We start from the raw sequence: 18,592 nt of genomic DNA, 5'->3' as shown, positions 1-18,592 counted from the left end.
GAAGACAGAATGAGATATGAAGATGAGCAGTTAAAGCTGTTTTGCCCGGAGGAGACGCGGACGGCGGACAGTGCGGCCGTCCTCTGGAACAAGGTAAAAGGCGTGCGGCAGTACCGGGTTTTTCTGGATGGTGCGGAGGTTGGAAGGACGGAGCATACGGACTTCACACTGCGGGGGCTTAAAAGCGGCAGAGGCTATGAGATAGAAGCATCGGCGGAGGATGAAAACGGGAGGCTGGCCCAAGATACGCTCCATATTACCCTGCAGGAAAAGGGAGAGGAGCTCACTATCACATCCTTTGGAGCTGTGGGAGACGGCCGGACCGTAAACACTTCTTTTATCCAGAAAGCAATAGATGCCTGTCCGGCCGGGGGAACGGTGCGGATTCCGGCGGGAACCTTTGTGACGGGCGCGCTGTTTTTAAAGAGTGATATGACGCTTTTTCTGGAGGAAGGAAGCCGCCTGCTGGGAAGCGGATGCCTGGAGGATTTTCCGCTTAAGAAATATCGGTTTGAGGGGCTGGAAACCATGTGCTATGCCAGCCTGATCAATACGAAGGAGACAGAGAACGGAAGGCTGCATAATATCCGGATTATGGGAAAAGGATGTGTGGATGCTAACGGAAGCATACTGCGCAGGCAGGAGCTGGCGGAAGGCAAGGGAAGGCCCGGGCGTGCGGTCTGCCTGCGGAATGTTGACGGCGTGTATCTGGAAGGAATTACGGTAAGACAGTCACCCGCCTGGTGTGTGCACCTGATTTACTGCAGCCATGTAAGCCTTAACGGCGTGAGTATTTTTACCAAGTTCGATGAAAACGGCAGGCGGTATGAGGGGATCGCAAACGGCGACGGCCTGGATCCGGACTCCTGCAGCTATGTAAATGTGTTCGGCTGTACCATCGGCAGCCAGGATGACTGCATTGCGGTCAAATCAGGCAGAAACGAGGAAGGAAGGCTTGTGGGAATCGCATCGGAGCATATCCGGGTTACGAACTGTACCTTTACCAGCGGCTTCGGCGTGGCGATGGGAAGCGAAATGTCGGGCGGCGTCCGGGACTGTTTGGTGCAGGATTGTGTTTTCAGTGATGTTTACAGTATCGGAAGCATTAAAACGCCCCGGGGCAGAGGCAGCGTGGTGGAAAATATTGTATATGAAAACCTGCGGCATCAGAATTTAAGCCATGAGCATCAGGACTGCAAATGGTTCCGCGGAGCCATATATGTGGATGAATTTTACAGTCATGATACCTTTGATACGGAACATCCGGAGCCTGTGGACGAGGGAACCTCCGTGATCCGGAACATCCTTTTTAAAAATATTTCCGTGGAAACAGTAACGGGAAATGCGGTCTATCTGGTCGGGCTGCTGGAGATGCCCCTGGAAAATATCTGTCTGGAAAATGTGACAGCAAAAGGACGATATGGGATGAAGGCCGCCAATATAAAAGGGCTTTGCATGAAAAATGTGACTGTGACAGCGCAGGAGGGTGAGCCTTATGAGTATCACCGTGTGGAACCGGAATGATCCGGAAGGAGTGAAAACCGGCAGAGCTGGATTTGTAAGCGTGCTTCTGATGCGCGGAGAGGAGTAATATGAGGAATATTTATATCTGTTTTCCGGAGGGAAAGCATAAGGTACTGACCATGAGCTTTGACGACGGCCGTGTGGAGGACAGACAGCTGGTGGATATGTTTAACCGCTACGGCATCCGGGGGACTTTTCATGTAAATTCGGGGATTGCGGCAGAAACAAGAGTTCCCGTTTCGGAATATCGGGAGCTGTACCGGGGGCATGAGGTATCCTGCCATACCTGCACCCATCCGACAATTGCCAGATGCCCCATGGAGCAGGTGGTTGAGCAGATTCTGGAGGATCGCAGAAGCCTGGAGGCCGCGGTGGGATATCCGGTGAGGGGGCTTTCTTATCCCAACGGTTCTTTTTCGGATGAGATCGTGAAGACCCTGCCAGCCCTGGGAATCCGCTACTCCAGGACGGTGGAGGAAACGGGAGCTTTTGCCATGCCGGAGGATTTTCTGCGATGGAAGGCTACCTGCCATTACAACCACAATCTGTTGGAGCTGGGAAAGGAATTTGTGTCTTTACATAAGACCCAATATCTGTATATGATGTATGTGTGGGGACACAGCTATGAATTTAATATTTACGGCAATTGGGATGTGATGGAGGAGTTCTGCAGGAACTGCGGCGGCAGGGATGATATCTGGTATGCCACCAATATTGAAATTGTGGACTATATGGAGGCGGCGGGACGGCTGCAGTTTGGCGCTGCCGGGAATATGGTGTACAATCCTTCCGCCGCATCCGTCTGGATTGAAGTGAATGGGGAGAAAAAAGAAATTCAGGGCGGCACCCTGCTGGAATTTTAACATCAGGATATTGTGGATAAAGGGGGAAAATAAGTAAGCCATGGGGGATAAGTATACGGAAATCAATTCCAGGACCTGGGATGTCTGGGCAGAGAATGGCTGTGACTGGTCACTGCCTGTCACCCATGAGGAATTTGAAGCGGTTACGGAAGAAAACTGGGGTGTGTATCTGACTCCGTGCATTACGGTGCCGCATGAGTGGTTTGGTGAGCTTAAGGGAAAGAAGCTGCTGGGGCTTGCCAGCGGAGGCGGACAGCAGATGCCCATATTTACCAGGCTGGGGGCGGAATGCACCATTCTGGATTATTCGGACAGACAGCTGGAGGCCGAAAGAAAGGTGGCGCGCAGGGAAGGATATGCCATTTCCATTATCAAAGGGGATATGACGCAGCGCCTTCCTTTTGAGGATGGGAGCTTTGATATTATTTTCCATCCCGTTTCCAATTGCTACGTGGAGGATGTTTATCACGTATGGAATGAATGCTTCCGGGTGCTGAAAAGCGGCGGTGTTCTCCTGGCCGGCTTTGACAACGGACTGAATTTCCTGTTTGAGGATGACAATCCGCTGCTTGTTGTGAATCCTCTGCCCTTTAATCCGCTGAAAATGCCACGGGAGAGGTTTGAGAGGATGGCGCAGAATTATGAAGGCATCCAGTTCAGCCACAGCATGGAGGAGCAGCTGGGCGGCCAGCTGAAGGCCGGTTTCCGGCTTACGGATCTGTATGAGGACAAAGATCGGGAGAACGGGATGGAAATCAGGAAATTTGCGCCGCAGTATATGGCGACAAGGGCGGTTAAGCCTTGAAAAAGTGGACAGGAAGGCCTGTTCCGGGTGCGGCATTATGTGAATGATGCGCAGCGCAGCGGAGGCGGCCATATCGGTTACGGAATACGGGAGAAATACAGAGGCAGGGGCTATGCGACAAAGGGCCTGGCGCTGACAATCGAAAAAGCCCGGGATCTGGTGGCAGAGGATGAGCTTTATCTGTCCTTGCACAAGGACAATCCGGCCTCCTTGCGTGTGCAGGAAAAAAACGGCGCATACATCCATCATTCGGATGAAAAAGAATATTATACGAGAATTCCGCTGGAAAAAACGCTGGAAAAAAGCACAAAGGATTGACAAAGCGTTAAAAAAAAAGTATACTAATTAAACCGTGCAGCCGGGGGATTAGCGGTCTCCTGTACCTGAAATCCGCTATAGCAGGGGTGATGTCCGGCCGAGGGCTTGTGCCTGTGTGGCTGCCCTTTATAAGTGGCGTTGAAGTTTGGGTCTTACGCAACGGATGTCTGCGAACCGTGTCAGGTTGGGAACAAAGCAGCACTAAGCAGAATTTTCCGTGTGCCGTGAGGGTGCCTGGCGGAGTTAACTGTAAAGGTAACGCATATGGGTTTGTGTTCGAAGCAGGACGCACGGTCTTTGATTTATATTCTGAATGATTTTTGAAAGTGGAAGGTGTTGGATTATTTCGTGGAAATGAGATGGTCCGGCACTTTTTTTGATAAAATTGGCACAAGGGGCTTGAGTGTCGGGAGTGTAATGCAATAAGGAAAGAGGGGATGATATGGAAATTAAGGTAAGGCAGGCAAACGATGGTGATTTGGATGAAGTTGAAAGACTGTATGGAGAATTGAACGATTATCTTGCGGAGCATGTGAATTATCCCCGCTGGAGCAGGGAAGTGTATCCTTTGCGTGAGCATGCGGAGGAAGGACTGAGAGCCGGGAATCTGTACGTTGCTTTGTGTGGGGAGAAAATTGCGGGTACAGTTATATTTTTGTATGAACAGGGGGAGGCATATCGGTCGGTAGAATGGCAGATTGATTTTGATGTTCCGGTAATTATTATTCATATTCTGGCGGTGCATCCTGCCTATATGGGATGCGGAGTGGGAAAGGCTCTGTTGGAATATGCGGAAGAACTGGGCCGAAGCCAGGGGATGCGGGCAGTCCGCTTAGATACATTTGAAGAGAATCTGCCTGCGGTCCGATTATATGAAAAATGTGGTTTCAGCTATAGAGGCCTGGTTGATCTGGGACTGGAGGAAATTTATGGATTAAAGTGGTATAAGGCGTTTGAAAAGATACTTTAGGTTGTGTGCTTTTGCCTTCAGGAGAAAGGAGCGGATATGAGGCTGTTTCATGTAAGTGAGGAGAGCGGTATCAGGGTTTTTGAACCGCGGATACCTTTAAGAAAGGATCTGGATCAGACTGTGGGGCTGGTGTGGGCGATTGATGAAAAAAGGCTGCCCAACTTTCTGACGCCCCGGGATTGTCCGAGAGTTACCTATCATGTAGGGGAGAATACGACGGAGGAGGACAGGAAGAGATTTTTTTCATCCCCGGGGGTTTCTCATGTGGTAATACTGGAGCACAGGTGGTTTCCTGCCATGCTGGATACGGTTCTGCATCTGTATGAATTTAATCCGGGTGAATTTACGCTCCAGGATGATATTGCAGGGTATTATGTTTCCAGTTCGGTTCAGATACCTGTCGCAGAATATGAAATTAAAAATCCCCTTCAGGCGCTGATAGATCGGGGTGTTGAGGTCAGATTTACGGATCGGTTGTGGGAGGCCGCCGGGGAGGTGAAGGCGTCAACCCTTAACTGGTCGCTCTGCAGAATGGGGTATGCACAGCCGTAGCGGGAGGAAAACAGCCCCCATAATTGACGAAAGCTATTAAAAAGCGCCCACATCTGCCATATTTTGTGCATTGTTCCTTTCCGTGCGTTTACTTTATAATGAAAAAAGGTAACAGCTCAGCTCTTTCTGAACTGTTAGGAAAAAAGATACTGCCCGGAGCAGGTCTTATTACATAAAACGCACAGAAAGGAATAGTACATTGAAAAAAATTATTTTATATTCTCTCATCACATCTATGATTGTTTCCGCGTTTGCAGGAATTATGGGCCTTTCTGCGCAGGCTGCGCCGGTGAGTGTACCTCTGGAAAAGACGGTTGTGGGCTATTATACCTCCTGGGCTTCGGCTAAGGGCTATACGCCGCTGCACGTTCCGGCACAGAAGCTGACCCACCTGAATTACGCATTTGCCGGAATTGATCCGGCTGCCAACAGCATCGCCCTTGCCAATCCACAAAGGGATCTTAAGAATTTTGAGCAGCTCCGCAGCTTAAAGGCGGCAAATCCCGGACTGAAAACCCTGATATCCGTAGGGGGCTGGGATGATTCTGTTTATTTCAGCGCTGTTGCTGCCACTGAGGAGAGCAGGAACAGCTTCGCCGAAAGCTGCCGGGCCTTTCTTGTGGCCCACGGTTTTGACGGAGTTGATCTGGACTGGGAATATCCGGTGTCCGGCGGAAAGGCCGGGAATCTGTCCAGCCCCGGAGATACCGGGAACTTTACGCTGCTTCTTTCCACAATCCGGCAGAAGCTGAATGAACAGAGCCTGATTGACGGCAAACAATATTATCTGACAATTGCCGGGGCGGCCAATCCCAACTATCTGAAGAAAATTGAAGCGGGCAAGGTAGCGGAGCTGGTGGATCATATTTTTGTTATGACCTATGATATGCATGGGCCGTGGGACAGCCGGTCGGATTTCGGCGCGCCCCTATACAGTCCGTCAGAATACAGCCCCCAGTATAAAAACAGTGTATTTGAGGGGATATCCGCGTACCTGAATGCAGGAATTCCAGCAGGCAAGCTGGTTCTGGGAATCCCTTTTTACGGCTATCTTTATGAGGGTGTTTCGGAAAATAACAACGGCAGGTACAGCGCCTTTTCTTCCGCCCGTGCGGTCACCTACGATGCGGTAAAAAATAATTACCTGAACCGCCCCGGTTTTCGCTCCTTCTATCATGAAGAAGCATTTGTACCATATTTATATGGAAACGCAGCCTTCCTTTCCTACGAGGATACCCGGTCTGTAGGCGCTAAAGCCATGATGGCCCGGAATCTGGGACTGGCAGGCGCCGGGATCTGGGAGCTGTCGCAGGATACGGGAGGGGAACTGCTGGAGAGCGTTTATGCAGGAGTGAACGGGAAATAATTATCAGGAACTGACAACGGTATATGTTATGTTAAAGCACTTGCAAAACATCGTCCCATTACGTATAGTAAGAAGCAGCAGGAAAGGAACGGACGATGAAAAAAGAGGAAGCGGATTACATAAAAATCATGTCGGACTGTACGCTGTGCCCAAGAAACTGCCATGCCGACAGGCTTGGCGGAAAAACGGGCTATTGCGGGCAGACCGCGGAAATAAAAGCCGCCAGGGCGGCGCTGCATTTTTGGGAGGAGCCGTGTATTTCAGGAGATAACGGTTCAGGTACTGTTTTTTTCAGCGGCTGTGTGCTCCGGTGTGTGTTCTGTCAGAACAGGAATATTGCCGAGAGCAGGGCCGGCAGGGAAATTACGGTGGAAAGGCTTGCGGACATTTTCCTGGAGCTGCAGGAGAAGAAAGCCAATAATATCAATCTGGTGACGCCCACCCATTTCGTCCCCCAGATTGCGTTGGCGCTGGAACGGGCAAAGGAGGCGGGGCTGCGCATCCCGGTGGTTTACAATACCGGAAGCTATGAGAAGGCGGATACGCTGAAAAGGATGGACGGCCTGGTGGATATTTATCTGCCGGACATGAAATATGTTTCCCCTGCGCTGGCGCAGAGATATTCCCACGCACCTGATTATTTTGAAACGGCCTCCCTGGCGGTGGCGGAAATGGTAAGGCAGGTGGGAGAGCCGGTTTTTGACGGCAATACGGGGCTGATGAAAAAGGGAGTCATTGTGCGGCATCTGGTGCTGCCCGGCTGTACGGCGGATTCCAAAAAGGTGATCCGGTATCTGTATCAGACCTATGGGGACCGCATTTTTATCAGCATTATGAACCAGTATACCCCGATTGGTGAATTTCTGGAGTCCCCGGAGCTGAACAGGCGTGTGAGCAGAAGGGAGTACGACAGGGTGGTGGACTTCGCCCTTGAGCTGGGTGTGGAAAACGGTTTTATCCAGGAAGGGGAAACCGCGGAGGAAAGCTTTATACCGGAGTTTGATGGAGAAGGCCTGTGAGCGTGTCACAGGCCTTTTTTCTAAATGATGGGAATGGCCGGTTTTAATCTCAAAAACATGGAACTTACATGTTACAGTTCAGACAGGGCCGTCCATTTTCTGTGCAGACCGTGAGAAAACGTGCCGGCGGCCTGGAAAAAAGAATTGTATCATGGCTCAGGGTGGGTTATGATGAAGGTATGTAACAATTGAAAAATGCACAGAGAGGAAAAGTCTATGGGGGAAACAAAAGCTTATACATTTAAGGTAAAACCGCAGGAGGATTCCAATATATACAGGCTGATTCAGATTGACAGCGGCAAGACGCTGGATGATCTGCACAGCGCCATACTCCGGGCCTTTGATTTTACGGCAGAGCATCTGTATATGTTCAGCAGAAACAGGAAGCCATATGACAAAGACGGTTACTATTCGCCCTATGATGAAGAAGGAAGGAGGGCGGATCAGGAAACCCTTTCAGGGCTGGGCTGGAAGCTGAAGGAAACCTGGCTTTATTTGTATGATTTCGGCGATGACTGGATGTTTGATGTGACGTTAGTAAAGATGGAGGATACGGAGAAAAAAGCGAGGACGCGCCAGCTGGAAGGAAAAGGCATACTGGAACAGTACCCTGCTTATGAAGAGGAAGACGGCTGGGATGAAGAGGATGACTGGGAAGACGCTACGGAGGATTTTGCGGAGGAGGCGGAAGATGCGCCCTTTGAGGATAATATCCTGCGGGATTTTTTCCTTGGAGAGGACTGGGACGAGGAAGACGATCTGGATATCATGTCTCCGGTGGAAGTGCTGCCCACGAACAAAACCATGGAAAAGCTGCTGAAGCAGAAGAGCAAGGAGGAGCTGGAGGCTCTGATGGGCAGGATGGGGATAGCGCTGCCCCCGGTCCCCAAGGGAAAACGCAAGGTCCCTGTTTATGCTGCGGCCCTGGCAGAGGAGCTGAATAAGGATATGGAGCCGTTACTCGGGCTGCTTACCGGAGAAAGCATGGAATTTCTGGTCCGGCTTACGGAGGGAAAGAAGGTTACGTTGGCAGACTGCCTGGGTATGCTGGGGGAACTGGATGTTTATTTTGCCTGCGGGCTTGCGGATTTGGAGGATTTTGATGAGGGAGTTATCAGGCTGACGCCGGAAGCCGGAAAATGTGCGGAAATTTGTTCGCAAAAGAATAGAAGGCAGCAGATCGAAGTGATTGTAAAGCTGGAGTCCAACATGAAAAGGTTCCTGAATATGTATGGGGTGATGGAAGCGGAGAAGCTTCTGCCGCTGCTCAATTCCTATACCGGCTGCAGCATGGAGATGGAAGAGTTCTATGACAAAGTTTTGGTGCCAAATGCTTGTTGGGACAACATCACTGTGCTGAAGATGGAGGGAGATGAAATTATTTATGTCTCCATCCTGGAGGAAGAGGACGCCGAATGGGTGCTGTCGCAGAGAGCGGAATTCGATGAAATTAAGGATTACAGGGAGTTCACCACGCAGGAGAGGAAGGCGCTTGAACAGGGAGGAATTATATCCTTGATTCCATCTATGAAGGAGTTGATGGACTATCTTCTGGATGTAAAAGAAGTGGAAGAAGAGGAATGTATGTTCCTGGTATCCGAGCTTTTGCATGAAGGTATGCTGGGCGTTGATATTGAGAATTTTATCGCTGAGTGCGGAGATATGCTCAGGGATAATGATATCCGGATGACACACAGATTCAGGGAAATGGTGGAAGCGGTGTTGGAGGAATGCCCGTCGGCGGTTCTGAAGGGTTACTCTATGAAGGAATATGGAAAAATGATGGAGGAATAGAGAGCATGACTCGGCATGAGGAAATAATCATGGATGTTTTTCTCTGTACAAGGTTCAATGAACGGGCGGAGCTTGTACAGAGGATGAGAGTAAAAAGGTAATTCCGCCCTCATTGGATTTTGTACTTATAGGAAGAAAAAAACTATAAGGAGAAAAACCAATGAAACAGCTCACAAATAATAAATCGGGATTTACGTACTATATTATATTCTGGCTCAGCCAGTCCGTTTCCCAGCTGGGAAGCGCCATGACGGGTTTTGCCCTGATAATCTGGGCTTACAAACAGACGGATTCCGCGATGGCGGTATCCCTGATGACCTTTTGTTCTTATGTGCCTTACATTCTTGTCAGTCTTTTTGCAGGTTCATTTATTGACCGGCACCGGAAAAAGACGGTTATGCTGGCGGCGGATTCCGCCGCTGCTGTGTGCACTGTTTTTGTCTGGATGCTGCTGATTAACGGCAGGCTGGATATCCGTTATATTTACGTGGTGAATGCGGTAACAGGCTTTATGAATGCGTTTCAGTTTCCGGCGCAGTCAGTGGCAGTCGGGATGCTGGTGCCCAAGGAGCTGTATGCGAGGGCAAGCGGTATGGATTCCTTTTCTTCCAACCTGCTGACGGTGGTGACACCGGTGCTGGCGGCTTCCGTCAGCGCCTTCTGGGGGTTGGAGGGCGTAATTCTCGCGGATCTTGGCTCTTTTGTTTTTGCGTTCTGTGTCCTGCTCTTTTTCGTCCGGATTCCGGAGGAGTGCAGCAGGGAAAAGAAGAAAGAGAAGCCCTTTGCCGGCCTGAAGGAAGGGATTGGTTTCCTGAAAAAGGAAAAGGGCCTGGGATTTATGATTTTCAGCATGGCGTTGATTAATTTCTTTTCCCGGCTGACCTATGAAAATATTCTGTCGCCCATGCTTCTTGCAAGGAGCGGGGGAAATGAGCAGATTATGGGGCTGGTGAGCAGTGTGATGGGCATGGGAGGGATCGCGGGCGGCCTTTTGGTTGCCACCGGGAAGATAAAGGGAAAACCGGTGAGGATGATCTATCTGTCCGCCGCTTTTTCCTTCCTGTTCGGGGATTTGGGGATCGGCATGGGCAGGGGTGCCTGGAGCTGGTGCCTGGCAGGGCTTGCGGCAAGCGTTCCTATTCCCCTTGTAGCCGCGGGACAGCGTATTATTCTGTATCACCGGGTTCCCCGGGAGATACAGGGAAGAATTTTTGCAGCAAGAAATGCGCTGCAGTATTGCAGCATCCCGGCGGGCCTTCTGCTGGGAGGCTGGCTGGCCGACTATGTATTTGAACCGTTCATGCAGAGGGGATCGGCTGCGGCACAGCTGCTTGGCAGGCTGGTTGGGACAGGGAGCGGAAGCGGAATGGCGCTGATGTTCCTGTGCACCGGCGTGCTTGGAGCAACGTCAAGCCTTTACTGGTATTGCAACAGGGAAATACGGAAGCTGGAGGAAGGGCTGGAGTGACAGCACTTTATAAGATGCAGGGGGAAAACAGTATCTGTTTTCTTCCCTGCTTTTTTGTATAAAAAGGGATATTCAATCAATGCGTTTTTATGGATGTGGTTTTTGTGTCGGGGTTATAAAAGCAGGGAAGGAATTTCGGACAACGTATGGCACTGGCATCCGGCTGAACCATCACCATTTTGGTGTACAAGGATGGTATTCATGCCGGCGGCCTTTCCGCCCTGGATATCAGCGACTGGATTATCTCCAATCATACAGCTGTAATCAGGAGAACCCGCGACATGCAGAGCATGCCGGAAAAGTTCAATCCGGGGCTTTTCATAACCGATGAGGGACGATACAAAATAGCCTGAAATATACGTGGATAATCCCAGTTCCTTTGCTACAGAAGAAAGTTCGGGATAATTATTAGACAAAATATAATTTTTATAGCCCATATCAATGCACAGCTTTAATACAGGGACAGCGTCATCGTAAAGGGTATAGTTTCCGCTGTCCAGTATTTGCTGTCTGAAATGATTATTTATAATCATTTCTTTGGCTTGGGGTACGCCCAATTTTTTATAAAATAAGGAAAACCTGTCATAAAGGGCAGTCCACCACTGTTCTCCGGTTTTATCAGTATATGCAGCTTCGGGTGTATACCAGGAGCATGCCGTCCGCAGGAAGGCTCTGATCTCATCCGGGGAAACCATAAAGTTGTGTTTTGATAGCGCGGTATGCATGGCGTCTAAAAATGATTCGTTGGGATGAATCAGAGTGCCGTCAAAATCCCAGAATAAGGCTTTTTTCATGGAGATACCTCTCATCTTGTATCAGGCTTTGGATGTACTTTAGCTATATTTCCTGTTTCACAAACACCTTGCAGCTGATCCAAAACATCAAAAATGTCCAGATAACCACAAGGAAAGGCGCAATACACAGGCCTGTAAATGCCAATTTGTCCGTAATTACCACGCCGCCCATGGAAAGCAGCTTAAATACAAGCAGGCCAAGGACAACGGGAATCAGAAAAGCCACTATAGAAAGGATTCGGGCCTTTTCCGCGCCGAACCTGAAAAGCAGGGGAATGACGATGCTTCCGAAAAAAATTCCCGCGCATATGCCTGCGCCGGCCACGGCAGCAGTGGTGAGCCATTCCGTAGGATCTGCCGGGTGGAAGCTGCCGAGGATAAGCCCGCCGATAATTCCCAGAACCAGGCCGGATACTGCGCCGAAGGCGGTGAAAATAAGGAGGACAATAAACTTGGCGGCAACCAGATCCTGTTTTGTAACAGGCATGACAAGCGCGTATTTTTCCCATTTTGACATGTTATCAAAGGAGAAGGTGGTAATGACCATCATGCTGCAAAGCACACAGGAAGTAGTGATATAGCCGGGCGCTCCGCCCTGGGGGAGCATAATAAAAACGAACATCACCAGGAGCAGCCCAAGCGAGCGCATATTGTGGGTAATATTATAGATATCCTTTAATATCATACTTTTCATTTCACCTGTTCCCCCTTTACATAAAGCAGAAGAATGTCATCAATGGAAGGATTGTCAATTACGATGCTCCGGTAGCGGGACATTGCCTTATTCTTGTCTTCCACGAGTACGTCCCACTGGTAGTCGTTTTTACGCCAGGCCAGGATGTCAGCGGGATCCAGCCTGTGAAAATCCTCCGTGCCGCAGCGGAGAATGCCGTAGTTGTAGATCAGCTCGTCCTTGGGCTTGCTGAAAACGATTTTTCCCTGGTGGATAAAGGTGATGTAGTCGGCAACCTTTTCCAGATCCGTTGTGATGTGGGAGGACATCAGGATGGAATGTGTCTCATCCTGGATAAAATCCAGGAAAACATCCAGGATATCGTCGCGCATTACCGGATCCAGTCCGCTGGTGGCTTCGTCCAGGATAAGCAGCTTCGGATGGTGGGAAAGGGCGGCTGCAATGGAAAGCTTCATTTTCATGCCCTTGGAAAAGGTTTTGATTTCCTTGTCTGCAGGCAGTTGGAACTGGTCCAGAAAGCCCTTATAGGCAGCCGGGTCCCACTGGCGGTAAGCGGCAGCAGAGATCTTGCCCACCTTGACGGGGGTGAGGGTTTCATAAAAGTTAATGCCGTCAAACACAACGCCGATATCTTCCTTCAGCTGCCTGGGATTGTGAGAAAGCTCTTTGCCCCAGAATAAAATATTTCCGTCATCCTTCCGGATCAGGTCGAGCACGGCATTGATGGTGGTGCTTTTGCCCGCGCCGTTCTCCCCGATCAGTCCCATGATGGTTCCGCAGGGCAGTGTGAAGGATACATGATCCAGCTTAAAGCCGGGATATTCTTTTGTCAGGCCATTGATTTGTAATGCAGGTTCCATATAAACTCCCGTCCGCGTACTTTAAGACGCAAATATAATCAGGAAGAGACTTTGCCTGCCCGTCCCAGACGGCATGCTGCCGCAGAGGGAAGGCCGGTGTCCGCTTTCTGTCTCCTTAAAACAAAGTCAGTTTTCTGTGTCCTCATAGAACAGAGTGATCAGCTCTGTCAGCTTATCCGGGGAAATTCCGCAGCCGCGTGCCATTTCAACGGCCTCCTGCAGGTGTTCTTCTATTTTGCGCTGCTGTTCCTCCTGGAACAAATCCCTGTTTGCAGCGGATACGAAGCTGCCGCGTCCGACAGTTGTTTCGATAAATCCGTCTCTCTGCAGATCCTCATAAGCCTTCTGAACAGTGATAACACTGATATGCAGCGATTTTGCCAGCGCCCGCATGGAAGGGATCGGCTCCCCTGCCTGCAGCTGGCCGGTGATAATCATTGCCTTTATCTGTGTGGTAATCTGTTCATATATGGGCTTGCTGGAGTTATTACTGATTATTATTTCCACAAAACCCCTCCGGAGTGTTTTATAGTGTACTTATCGTACAAGTACACTATAAAACACTATATGCGGGATGTCAATAGGGTTTTTACAATATAAGAAGAAAAACAGTATCGCAATATAAACGGGAAAACAGGGTTCCATAGTGCAGACAGAAAAATAATGGTTGCTGTGAGGGTACAGAACAATTACAAATAATGATATAATAGTAACAATTCAGACGGGACGAAACTGTTATATTTAGTAAAATCATGGCTAAGGGGAAAAGAAGTGAAAATACACATTATTGGATGCAGCGGAACAGGAAAATCATATCTGGCAAAAAGGTTATCTGAAAAATATAATATCCCGCACTTTGATTTGGATGATATATTCTGGGACAATTCATCCGATAGGTATGGGGTAAAAATGCCTGATGAAAAGAGGAATCAATTGCTGGACGATATCCTCCGGAAAAATAATTGGATTATAGAAGGCGTGTTTTATGACTGGCTTGATGGCAGCTTCCGTGATGCGGATGTAATTATTCTTTTAGATATTCCGAAAAGAGTTTACCGTTTTCGTATAATCCGCCGTTTTGTTAAGAGAAAACTTGGAATGGAGCGGGCGAAGAAAGAAACACTTTCTTCGCTCGTGGCCCTGCTGAAGTGGACAGATAAATTCCAGGATAAAAATCTTCCCCGGATATATGAAAAGTTAGGGAAATATCCGGATAAGACCATAATTTTACACAGCAGAAGAGAAGTGAATGACTATATAAAATAAGCAGATTACGGGCTGCAAACTACAACGATAACATTTTCCCGACATGACAATATAAATGCAGCAGCCTGCGCCATGCCGTTTTTAATCATCATCTTCCTCCGAAAGCGGCAGGCTGAAAATAAATTCCGTTCCCACTCCCTCGGTACTGATAACATTGATATTTTCATTATGCGCCTGGATAATTTCCCTTGTGATTGAAAGTCCAAGGCCGGTGCCCTTCTTATCCTTGCCCCGGGAAAGATCCGTTTTATAGAAACGATCCCAGATCAGCTTCAGGCTGTCCTTGGGAATGCCGATGCCGCTGTCCTTTACGGAGACGAATACCTTGTTCCTTTTTTCTGTGGTTTCAATCTTGATAACGGAATCGGAATGGGAAAATTTGATGGCATTGTCCATCAGGTTGTAGAGTACCTGCTGTATTTTACCCATATCCGCGTGTACAGGAAGCTGTTCGCCGGTAAGGACAAGCTCAATGGCGATATGCTTCTGCTGGCAGGTGCCCTCAAAGGAAGCCGCTGTATTGCGGATGATGGAGTTAACATCAAAATCCGATTTTTCCAGAACCATGCCCTTGGTGTTCAGGTTGTTCAGGGTGAGCAGGCTGTTGGTGAGCTTGGTGAGCCGTTCGGTTTCGTTTAGCACGATGTTCAGGTATTTTTCATGAAGCTCAGGCGGGATGGTCCCGTCCAGCATGGCTTCCAGATAACCCTTGATTGAGGTCAGGGGGGAGCGGAAGTCGTGGGAAACATTGGCGATGAATTTTTTCTGGTTGTCCTCTCCGCGGGCGATTTCACTGGCCATGTAGGAAAGGGAGGCCGCCAGATAGCCGATTTCGTCTTCACTGTCCACCTGGAATTCATAGTGCAGGTTGCCTGCGGCATACTGTTCTGTCGCCTCCGTAATTTTGCGCAGCGGCAGGTAAACCATTTCCGTAAAAAAGATAAGAATGATCAGGGACAGCAGGAACAGGATGACCAGGATAATATAGGAAATACTGAGCAGGCTTTCACTGGTGGAACGCAGCGACGCCATGGCGGTATGGATGACCACATAGCCCCGGACCTTGAAATTGGAGGTGATGGGCGCATAAACGCTCAGCATTTCCCCTTCGAAGCTGTCATAAAAGGTTCCGATGGTATAGTAGGAGCCGGCGGTTTCCGTAGCGTTGAAGCCCTCGATGATGCGTGGGTGATCCAAATCCACCGGAGTGGCGGTGTCCATAATCATACGGCCGGAGGGATTGATAATCCATATGGTGGAATCCAGGTAGACGGAAAGGGAATCCAGCTGTGTTTTTACCGTTTCCAGGGATGCTTCATTATTGTACAGATCCGATGCGTAGGTGTTGGCAATGAGTGTTGCTTCCTTATACAGCGTATCCGCTTTTTCTCTTTTCATATGCTCCAGGGTCATGCTGGATCCGAAGGAGGCGACGACGATGAAGCCGAAGAAGCCGAAAATCAGATATGCCAGCAGGAATTTTAAATAGAGGGTCTTTCTCATTGGTCCACCTCAGTTTTCATAATGTCATTTCTATTATACAGACCTGGTAATTATTCAGCAGCCTCGCAATTACCAAACCTTATACTATCTTACCATATTTGCCCTGCCTTGTAATCCCCTTTGCGGGATTTGCGGATTTGCCCTGAATTTGTGGTATTAAAAAGTATTCTATTCTATAATATAGGTATACAAATCAACATCTAAATTGGGGGAGGGAAAAAATGAAAGTCAAATTTCCGGATTACAATAATTGCATTACAAACATCCCAAATTCTATACTGAAATATTTTGGATATGAGGAAGGACGAAAAACAAGCAGCCTGTTAGATTCTTATCTGAAAAAAGAATATGATAATGTCGTTGTCCTTTTATTAGATGGCATGGGAAAATGTATAATTGACGGGAATCTGGATAAGGAAGGTTTCTTTCAAAGTCATTTGGAAGCGGTATATAGTTCTACATTTCCGCCGACGACAGTGGCGGCAACGACTTCTATGCTTAGTGGAATGAATCCATGTGAACACGGCTGGCTTGGCTGGGATTGTTATTTCCCGCAGATAAACAAGAATGTAACTGTTTTTTTGAACAAGGAGATGGAAACAGGTCTGTCTGCGGCTGATTATAATGTTGCATTCAGATATTGCGGATATGAAGACATTGTTCAAAAAATCAATCGGATATGCGGAAAAGAAACAGCGTATTACGTTCTCCCTTTTCTTGCTCCTTATCCGCGGACATTTGAAGATATCACCAACCGCATTGCTGATTTGTGCAGTCAGCCCGGCAAAAAATTTATCTATAGTTATTGGAGTGAGCCGGATACTACGATGCATAGAAAGGGATGCTATAGCGAAGAATCAAAGCAACTCCTTCAAGATATTGAGTCCAGGGTAGAAAAAATGTGCAGCGGGCTTGATAAAACACTGTTTATAATTACTGCGGATCATGGACATATGGATTCGAAATGTGTTGCAATCGGAGCTTACCCAAAGATTCAGGAATGCCTTGTCAGGTTGCCATCGATTGAACCGAGAGCCTTGAATCTCTTTATCAAACCGGAGAAAAAAGAACAATTTCTCAGTGAGTTTCAAAAAGAGTTTGGGGAGAAATTTTTATTGATGTCAAAGGAAGAAGTAATTCAAAGGCAATTGTTCGGACCAGATACAGAGCATCCTTCTTTTAGGGACATGTTAGGGGATTACCTTGCGATTGCAGTAAGTGACTTAACCATTTGCTGTACAAAGGAAGAGGCTGATATTTTAATCGGCGTGCATGCCGGAATGACAGATGAGGAGATGGAAATTCCGTTGATTATCATTGAGAAATGTAGCTTCTCTTAATTGGGGATAAGGAGAGTAGAAGTATGTCTGAAAAACCTGCAATTATTTTTATTACCTGTGATGAAATGCGCCTGGATACGTTAAGCTGCTATGGGGGGACTGCGGTGGATACACCGAACATAGACAGTCTGATGCATCAGGGGACAAAGTATGAAAACTGCTATACGGTGAGCCCTTTGTGTCTGCCTGCGCGCTGTTCCATGCTGACAGGGCTGTATCCGCATAACAGCGGGGCCTACAGTAATTTCCGCAGGTGTCCGCTGAATCAGAACCTGCCGAATATTTTTACGGAGTTGGGGAAGGCAGGGTATGCCACCTCGATGATAGGAAAATGCCATTTTGCACCGGTTCCCTATGATGAGACGAAACCGGACCGTACGCTGCCTTATGATGATTTTAAGGAATATTATATGTCGCTTGGCATTGATCATCTGGAGCTGCAGGACGATAAACAGGTATCGGTCTGGTATTATGATGATTACAGCAAGGAACTGGATCGGGCCGGGTATCTGAAGGAGTACCGTGACTGTACATGGAATGACAGTCTGGGCAAGGTATTTCCTTTTCCGGGACCGGTTCAGTGGCATCCGGACGCCTGGGTGGGCGATCATGGGGCGCATTTTATAGAAGCGGTTTCTTCCGGGGAAAAACCGCAATTTACCTGGATATCCTTCAGCGGGCCGCATTATCCGTTTGATGCGCCGCAGGAGTATTACGGGAGGGTCAATCAGGACGGGCTTCCTTCCTGCCGCCGCAGGGAGGGGGAACTGGAGGATGCCGCAAGAATCCATCATGACAGCTACTTCGGCGGCGGGCATATCGACGGGTGCGGCACTGCGCCGGGACACGCCTGCCGGAATTATACAGAGGATTACTGGAAACGGCTGCAGATCAGCTATTATGCCAATATCGCGCTGATTGATGATGAGGTGGGAAAGATATTGGAGGCAGTGAAAAAACGTTATGGCGAAAATGCGCTTGTGATTTTTACCGCCGATCATGGAGAAATGCTGGGAAACCATGGTGTCTGGGGGAAACATGATTGTGCGTATGATGATGTATGGCGGATCCCACTGCTGGTGCGTTTCCCGGGACAGAGTGAGCCTGCTGTCTGCAGGGGGATGGTCAATCTGACGGATATCCTCCCTACGTGCCTGGCGGCCGGGGGCGCGCAGCCTGTTGTGTGTGACGGCCGGGCGCTGCAGGAGAGAACGGAATATCCGGCGTATACCTTCAGCGAATCCGAGGGCTTCTGCGCAGTAACCGATGGCAGCTGCAAATATGTCCATGTGCAAAAAGACGGACATAATCACCGGGAGTTCCTGGATCTGCGCAGTGATCCGGAGGAGTTTGAGAATCAGATGGACAATCCGGAGCTTGACGGGGATAAGGCGCGGCTGATGGAACGTATGATAAGCCATTTTATGCCCCATGTACTGCCATAAAAAACAGCGGT

Annotated in this window: 18 protein-coding genes and 1 other RNA gene; 14 read left to right on the top strand and 5 right to left on the bottom strand. The window is 48.8% G+C overall.

The window, feature by feature from the left end:
* Positions 1-9 precede the first annotated feature (9 nt).
* The 11 genes from DXC51_RS09970 (at position 10) to DXC51_RS09920 (ending at position 10,679) form a co-directional block, all read left to right on the top strand.
* Positions 10-1,524, top strand: a complete 1,515-nt coding sequence (locus tag DXC51_RS09970; protein ID WP_117544425.1) for a glycoside hydrolase family 28 protein — start codon at positions 10-12, stop codon at positions 1,522-1,524.
* 68 nt (positions 1,525-1,592) lie between these two features.
* Entirely contained in the window at positions 1,593-2,387 is a 795-nt protein-coding gene (locus DXC51_RS09965; RefSeq protein ID WP_117544424.1) for a polysaccharide deacetylase family protein, read from the top strand.
* A 40-nt stretch (positions 2,388-2,427) separates the two neighbouring features.
* Positions 2,428-3,192 carry a class I SAM-dependent methyltransferase gene (locus DXC51_RS09960; protein WP_021636580.1) on the top strand — a complete coding sequence of 255 codons (765 nt, stop codon included), beginning with the start codon at positions 2,428-2,430 and terminating at the stop codon, positions 3,190-3,192.
* 27 nt (positions 3,193-3,219) lie between these two features.
* The gene (locus DXC51_RS09955; RefSeq protein ID WP_243003173.1) at positions 3,220-3,510 is read left to right on the top strand and encodes a GNAT family N-acetyltransferase; all 291 of its coding nucleotides are present in this window, start codon (positions 3,220-3,222) and stop codon (positions 3,508-3,510) included.
* Between the two features lie 32 nt (positions 3,511-3,542).
* Positions 3,543-3,804, top strand: an RNA gene (ffs, locus tag DXC51_RS09950) — signal recognition particle sRNA large type.
* A gap of 148 nt (positions 3,805-3,952) precedes the next feature.
* The gene (locus DXC51_RS09945) at positions 3,953-4,480 is read left to right on the top strand and encodes a GNAT family N-acetyltransferase (RefSeq protein ID WP_117544422.1); all 528 of its coding nucleotides are present in this window, start codon (positions 3,953-3,955) and stop codon (positions 4,478-4,480) included.
* A gap of 36 nt (positions 4,481-4,516) precedes the next feature.
* The gene (locus DXC51_RS09940; RefSeq protein ID WP_102287039.1) at positions 4,517-5,032 is read left to right on the top strand and encodes a DUF6886 family protein; all 516 of its coding nucleotides are present in this window, start codon (positions 4,517-4,519) and stop codon (positions 5,030-5,032) included.
* A 199-nt stretch (positions 5,033-5,231) separates the two neighbouring features.
* The gene (locus tag DXC51_RS09935) at positions 5,232-6,398 is read left to right on the top strand and encodes a glycoside hydrolase family 18 protein (protein WP_117544421.1); all 1,167 of its coding nucleotides are present in this window, start codon (positions 5,232-5,234) and stop codon (positions 6,396-6,398) included.
* A gap of 95 nt (positions 6,399-6,493) precedes the next feature.
* Positions 6,494-7,417, top strand: coding sequence for a radical SAM protein (locus DXC51_RS09930; RefSeq protein WP_243003172.1), 924 nt, complete (start codon positions 6,494-6,496; stop codon positions 7,415-7,417).
* A gap of 216 nt (positions 7,418-7,633) precedes the next feature.
* A complete protein-coding gene (locus DXC51_RS09925; protein ID WP_181970075.1) occupies positions 7,634-9,211 on the top strand; it encodes an IS1096 element passenger TnpR family protein in 1,578 nt (525 codons plus the stop codon).
* Positions 9,212-9,371: 160 nt separating this feature from the next.
* Positions 9,372-10,679, top strand: coding sequence for an MFS transporter (locus DXC51_RS09920; protein WP_117544419.1), 1,308 nt, complete (start codon positions 9,372-9,374; stop codon positions 10,677-10,679).
* Positions 10,680-10,792: 113 nt separating this feature from the next.
* Here the strand turns inward: DXC51_RS09920 and DXC51_RS09915 are convergent, their stop codons facing one another.
* The 4 genes from DXC51_RS09915 to DXC51_RS09900 form a co-directional block, all read right to left on the bottom strand.
* Positions 10,793-11,473, bottom strand: coding sequence for an HAD family hydrolase (locus DXC51_RS09915; RefSeq protein WP_181970074.1), 681 nt, complete (start codon positions 11,471-11,473; stop codon positions 10,793-10,795).
* A 43-nt stretch (positions 11,474-11,516) separates the two neighbouring features.
* Positions 11,517-12,167: an ABC-2 transporter permease gene (locus tag DXC51_RS09910; RefSeq protein ID WP_117544417.1), complete on the bottom strand. Its 651-nt coding sequence runs from the start codon at positions 12,165-12,167 to the stop codon at positions 11,517-11,519.
* Complete coding sequence (locus DXC51_RS09905) at positions 12,164-13,027, bottom strand: ABC transporter ATP-binding protein (protein WP_117544416.1); 864 nt, start codon at positions 13,025-13,027, stop codon at positions 12,164-12,166. Before DXC51_RS09905 ends, DXC51_RS09910 begins: the two co-directional genes overlap by 4 nt.
* A 126-nt stretch (positions 13,028-13,153) precedes the next feature.
* Positions 13,154-13,534, bottom strand: a complete 381-nt coding sequence (locus DXC51_RS09900) for a GntR family transcriptional regulator (protein WP_117544415.1) — start codon at positions 13,532-13,534, stop codon at positions 13,154-13,156.
* A 264-nt stretch (positions 13,535-13,798) separates the two neighbouring features.
* Between DXC51_RS09900 and DXC51_RS09895 the strand changes: the two genes are divergently transcribed.
* Complete coding sequence (locus DXC51_RS09895; RefSeq protein WP_117544414.1) at positions 13,799-14,293, top strand: AAA family ATPase; 495 nt, start codon at positions 13,799-13,801, stop codon at positions 14,291-14,293.
* Positions 14,294-14,374: 81 nt separating this feature from the next.
* On the opposite strand, the gene DXC51_RS09890 is transcribed toward DXC51_RS09895, so the two are convergent.
* A complete protein-coding gene (locus tag DXC51_RS09890; RefSeq protein WP_021636566.1) occupies positions 14,375-15,796 on the bottom strand; it encodes a sensor histidine kinase in 1,422 nt (473 codons plus the stop codon).
* 221 nt (positions 15,797-16,017) lie between these two features.
* Between DXC51_RS09890 and DXC51_RS09885 the strand changes: the two genes are divergently transcribed.
* Together DXC51_RS09885 and DXC51_RS09880 are read left to right on the top strand one after the other, a co-directional pair.
* Positions 16,018-17,136, top strand: a complete 1,119-nt coding sequence (locus DXC51_RS09885) for an alkaline phosphatase family protein (RefSeq protein WP_117544413.1) — start codon at positions 16,018-16,020, stop codon at positions 17,134-17,136.
* A 23-nt stretch (positions 17,137-17,159) separates the two neighbouring features.
* Complete coding sequence (locus DXC51_RS09880; protein WP_117544412.1) at positions 17,160-18,581, top strand: sulfatase family protein; 1,422 nt, start codon at positions 17,160-17,162, stop codon at positions 18,579-18,581.
* The last annotated feature ends 11 nt before the right edge of the window (positions 18,582-18,592 follow it).

Source organism: Eisenbergiella massiliensis (assembly GCF_003435485.1).
This window is presented reverse-complemented; position numbering and strand designations above follow the sequence as displayed.

Bases quoted from the DNA above. Each gene is read 5' to 3' on its own strand.
- DXC51_RS09970 (WP_117544425.1), top strand. From the start codon at position 10: ATGAGATATGAAGATGAGCAGTTAAAGCTGTTTTGCCCGGAGGAGACG.
- DXC51_RS09965 (WP_117544424.1), top strand. From the start codon at position 1,593: ATGAGGAATATTTATATCTGTTTTCCGGAGGGAAAGCATAAGGTACTG.
- DXC51_RS09960 (WP_021636580.1), top strand. From the start codon at position 2,428: ATGGGGGATAAGTATACGGAAATCAATTCCAGGACCTGGGATGTCTGG.
- DXC51_RS09945 (WP_117544422.1), top strand. From the start codon at position 3,953: ATGGAAATTAAGGTAAGGCAGGCAAACGATGGTGATTTGGATGAAGTT.
- DXC51_RS09940 (WP_102287039.1), top strand. From the start codon at position 4,517: ATGAGGCTGTTTCATGTAAGTGAGGAGAGCGGTATCAGGGTTTTTGAA.
- DXC51_RS09930 (WP_243003172.1), top strand. From the start codon at position 6,494: ATGAAAAAAGAGGAAGCGGATTACATAAAAATCATGTCGGACTGTACG.
- DXC51_RS09925 (WP_181970075.1), top strand. From the start codon at position 7,634: ATGGGGGAAACAAAAGCTTATACATTTAAGGTAAAACCGCAGGAGGAT.
- DXC51_RS09920 (WP_117544419.1), top strand. From the start codon at position 9,372: ATGAAACAGCTCACAAATAATAAATCGGGATTTACGTACTATATTATA.
- DXC51_RS09915 (WP_181970074.1), bottom strand. From the start codon at position 11,473: ATGAAAAAAGCCTTATTCTGGGATTTTGACGGCACTCTGATTCATCCC.
- DXC51_RS09910 (WP_117544417.1), bottom strand. From the start codon at position 12,167: ATGAAAAGTATGATATTAAAGGATATCTATAATATTACCCACAATATG.
- DXC51_RS09905 (WP_117544416.1), bottom strand. From the start codon at position 13,027: ATGGAACCTGCATTACAAATCAATGGCCTGACAAAAGAATATCCCGGC.
- DXC51_RS09890 (WP_021636566.1), bottom strand. From the start codon at position 15,796: ATGAGAAAGACCCTCTATTTAAAATTCCTGCTGGCATATCTGATTTTC.
- DXC51_RS09885 (WP_117544413.1), top strand. From the start codon at position 16,018: ATGAAAGTCAAATTTCCGGATTACAATAATTGCATTACAAACATCCCA.
- DXC51_RS09880 (WP_117544412.1), top strand. From the start codon at position 17,160: ATGTCTGAAAAACCTGCAATTATTTTTATTACCTGTGATGAAATGCGC.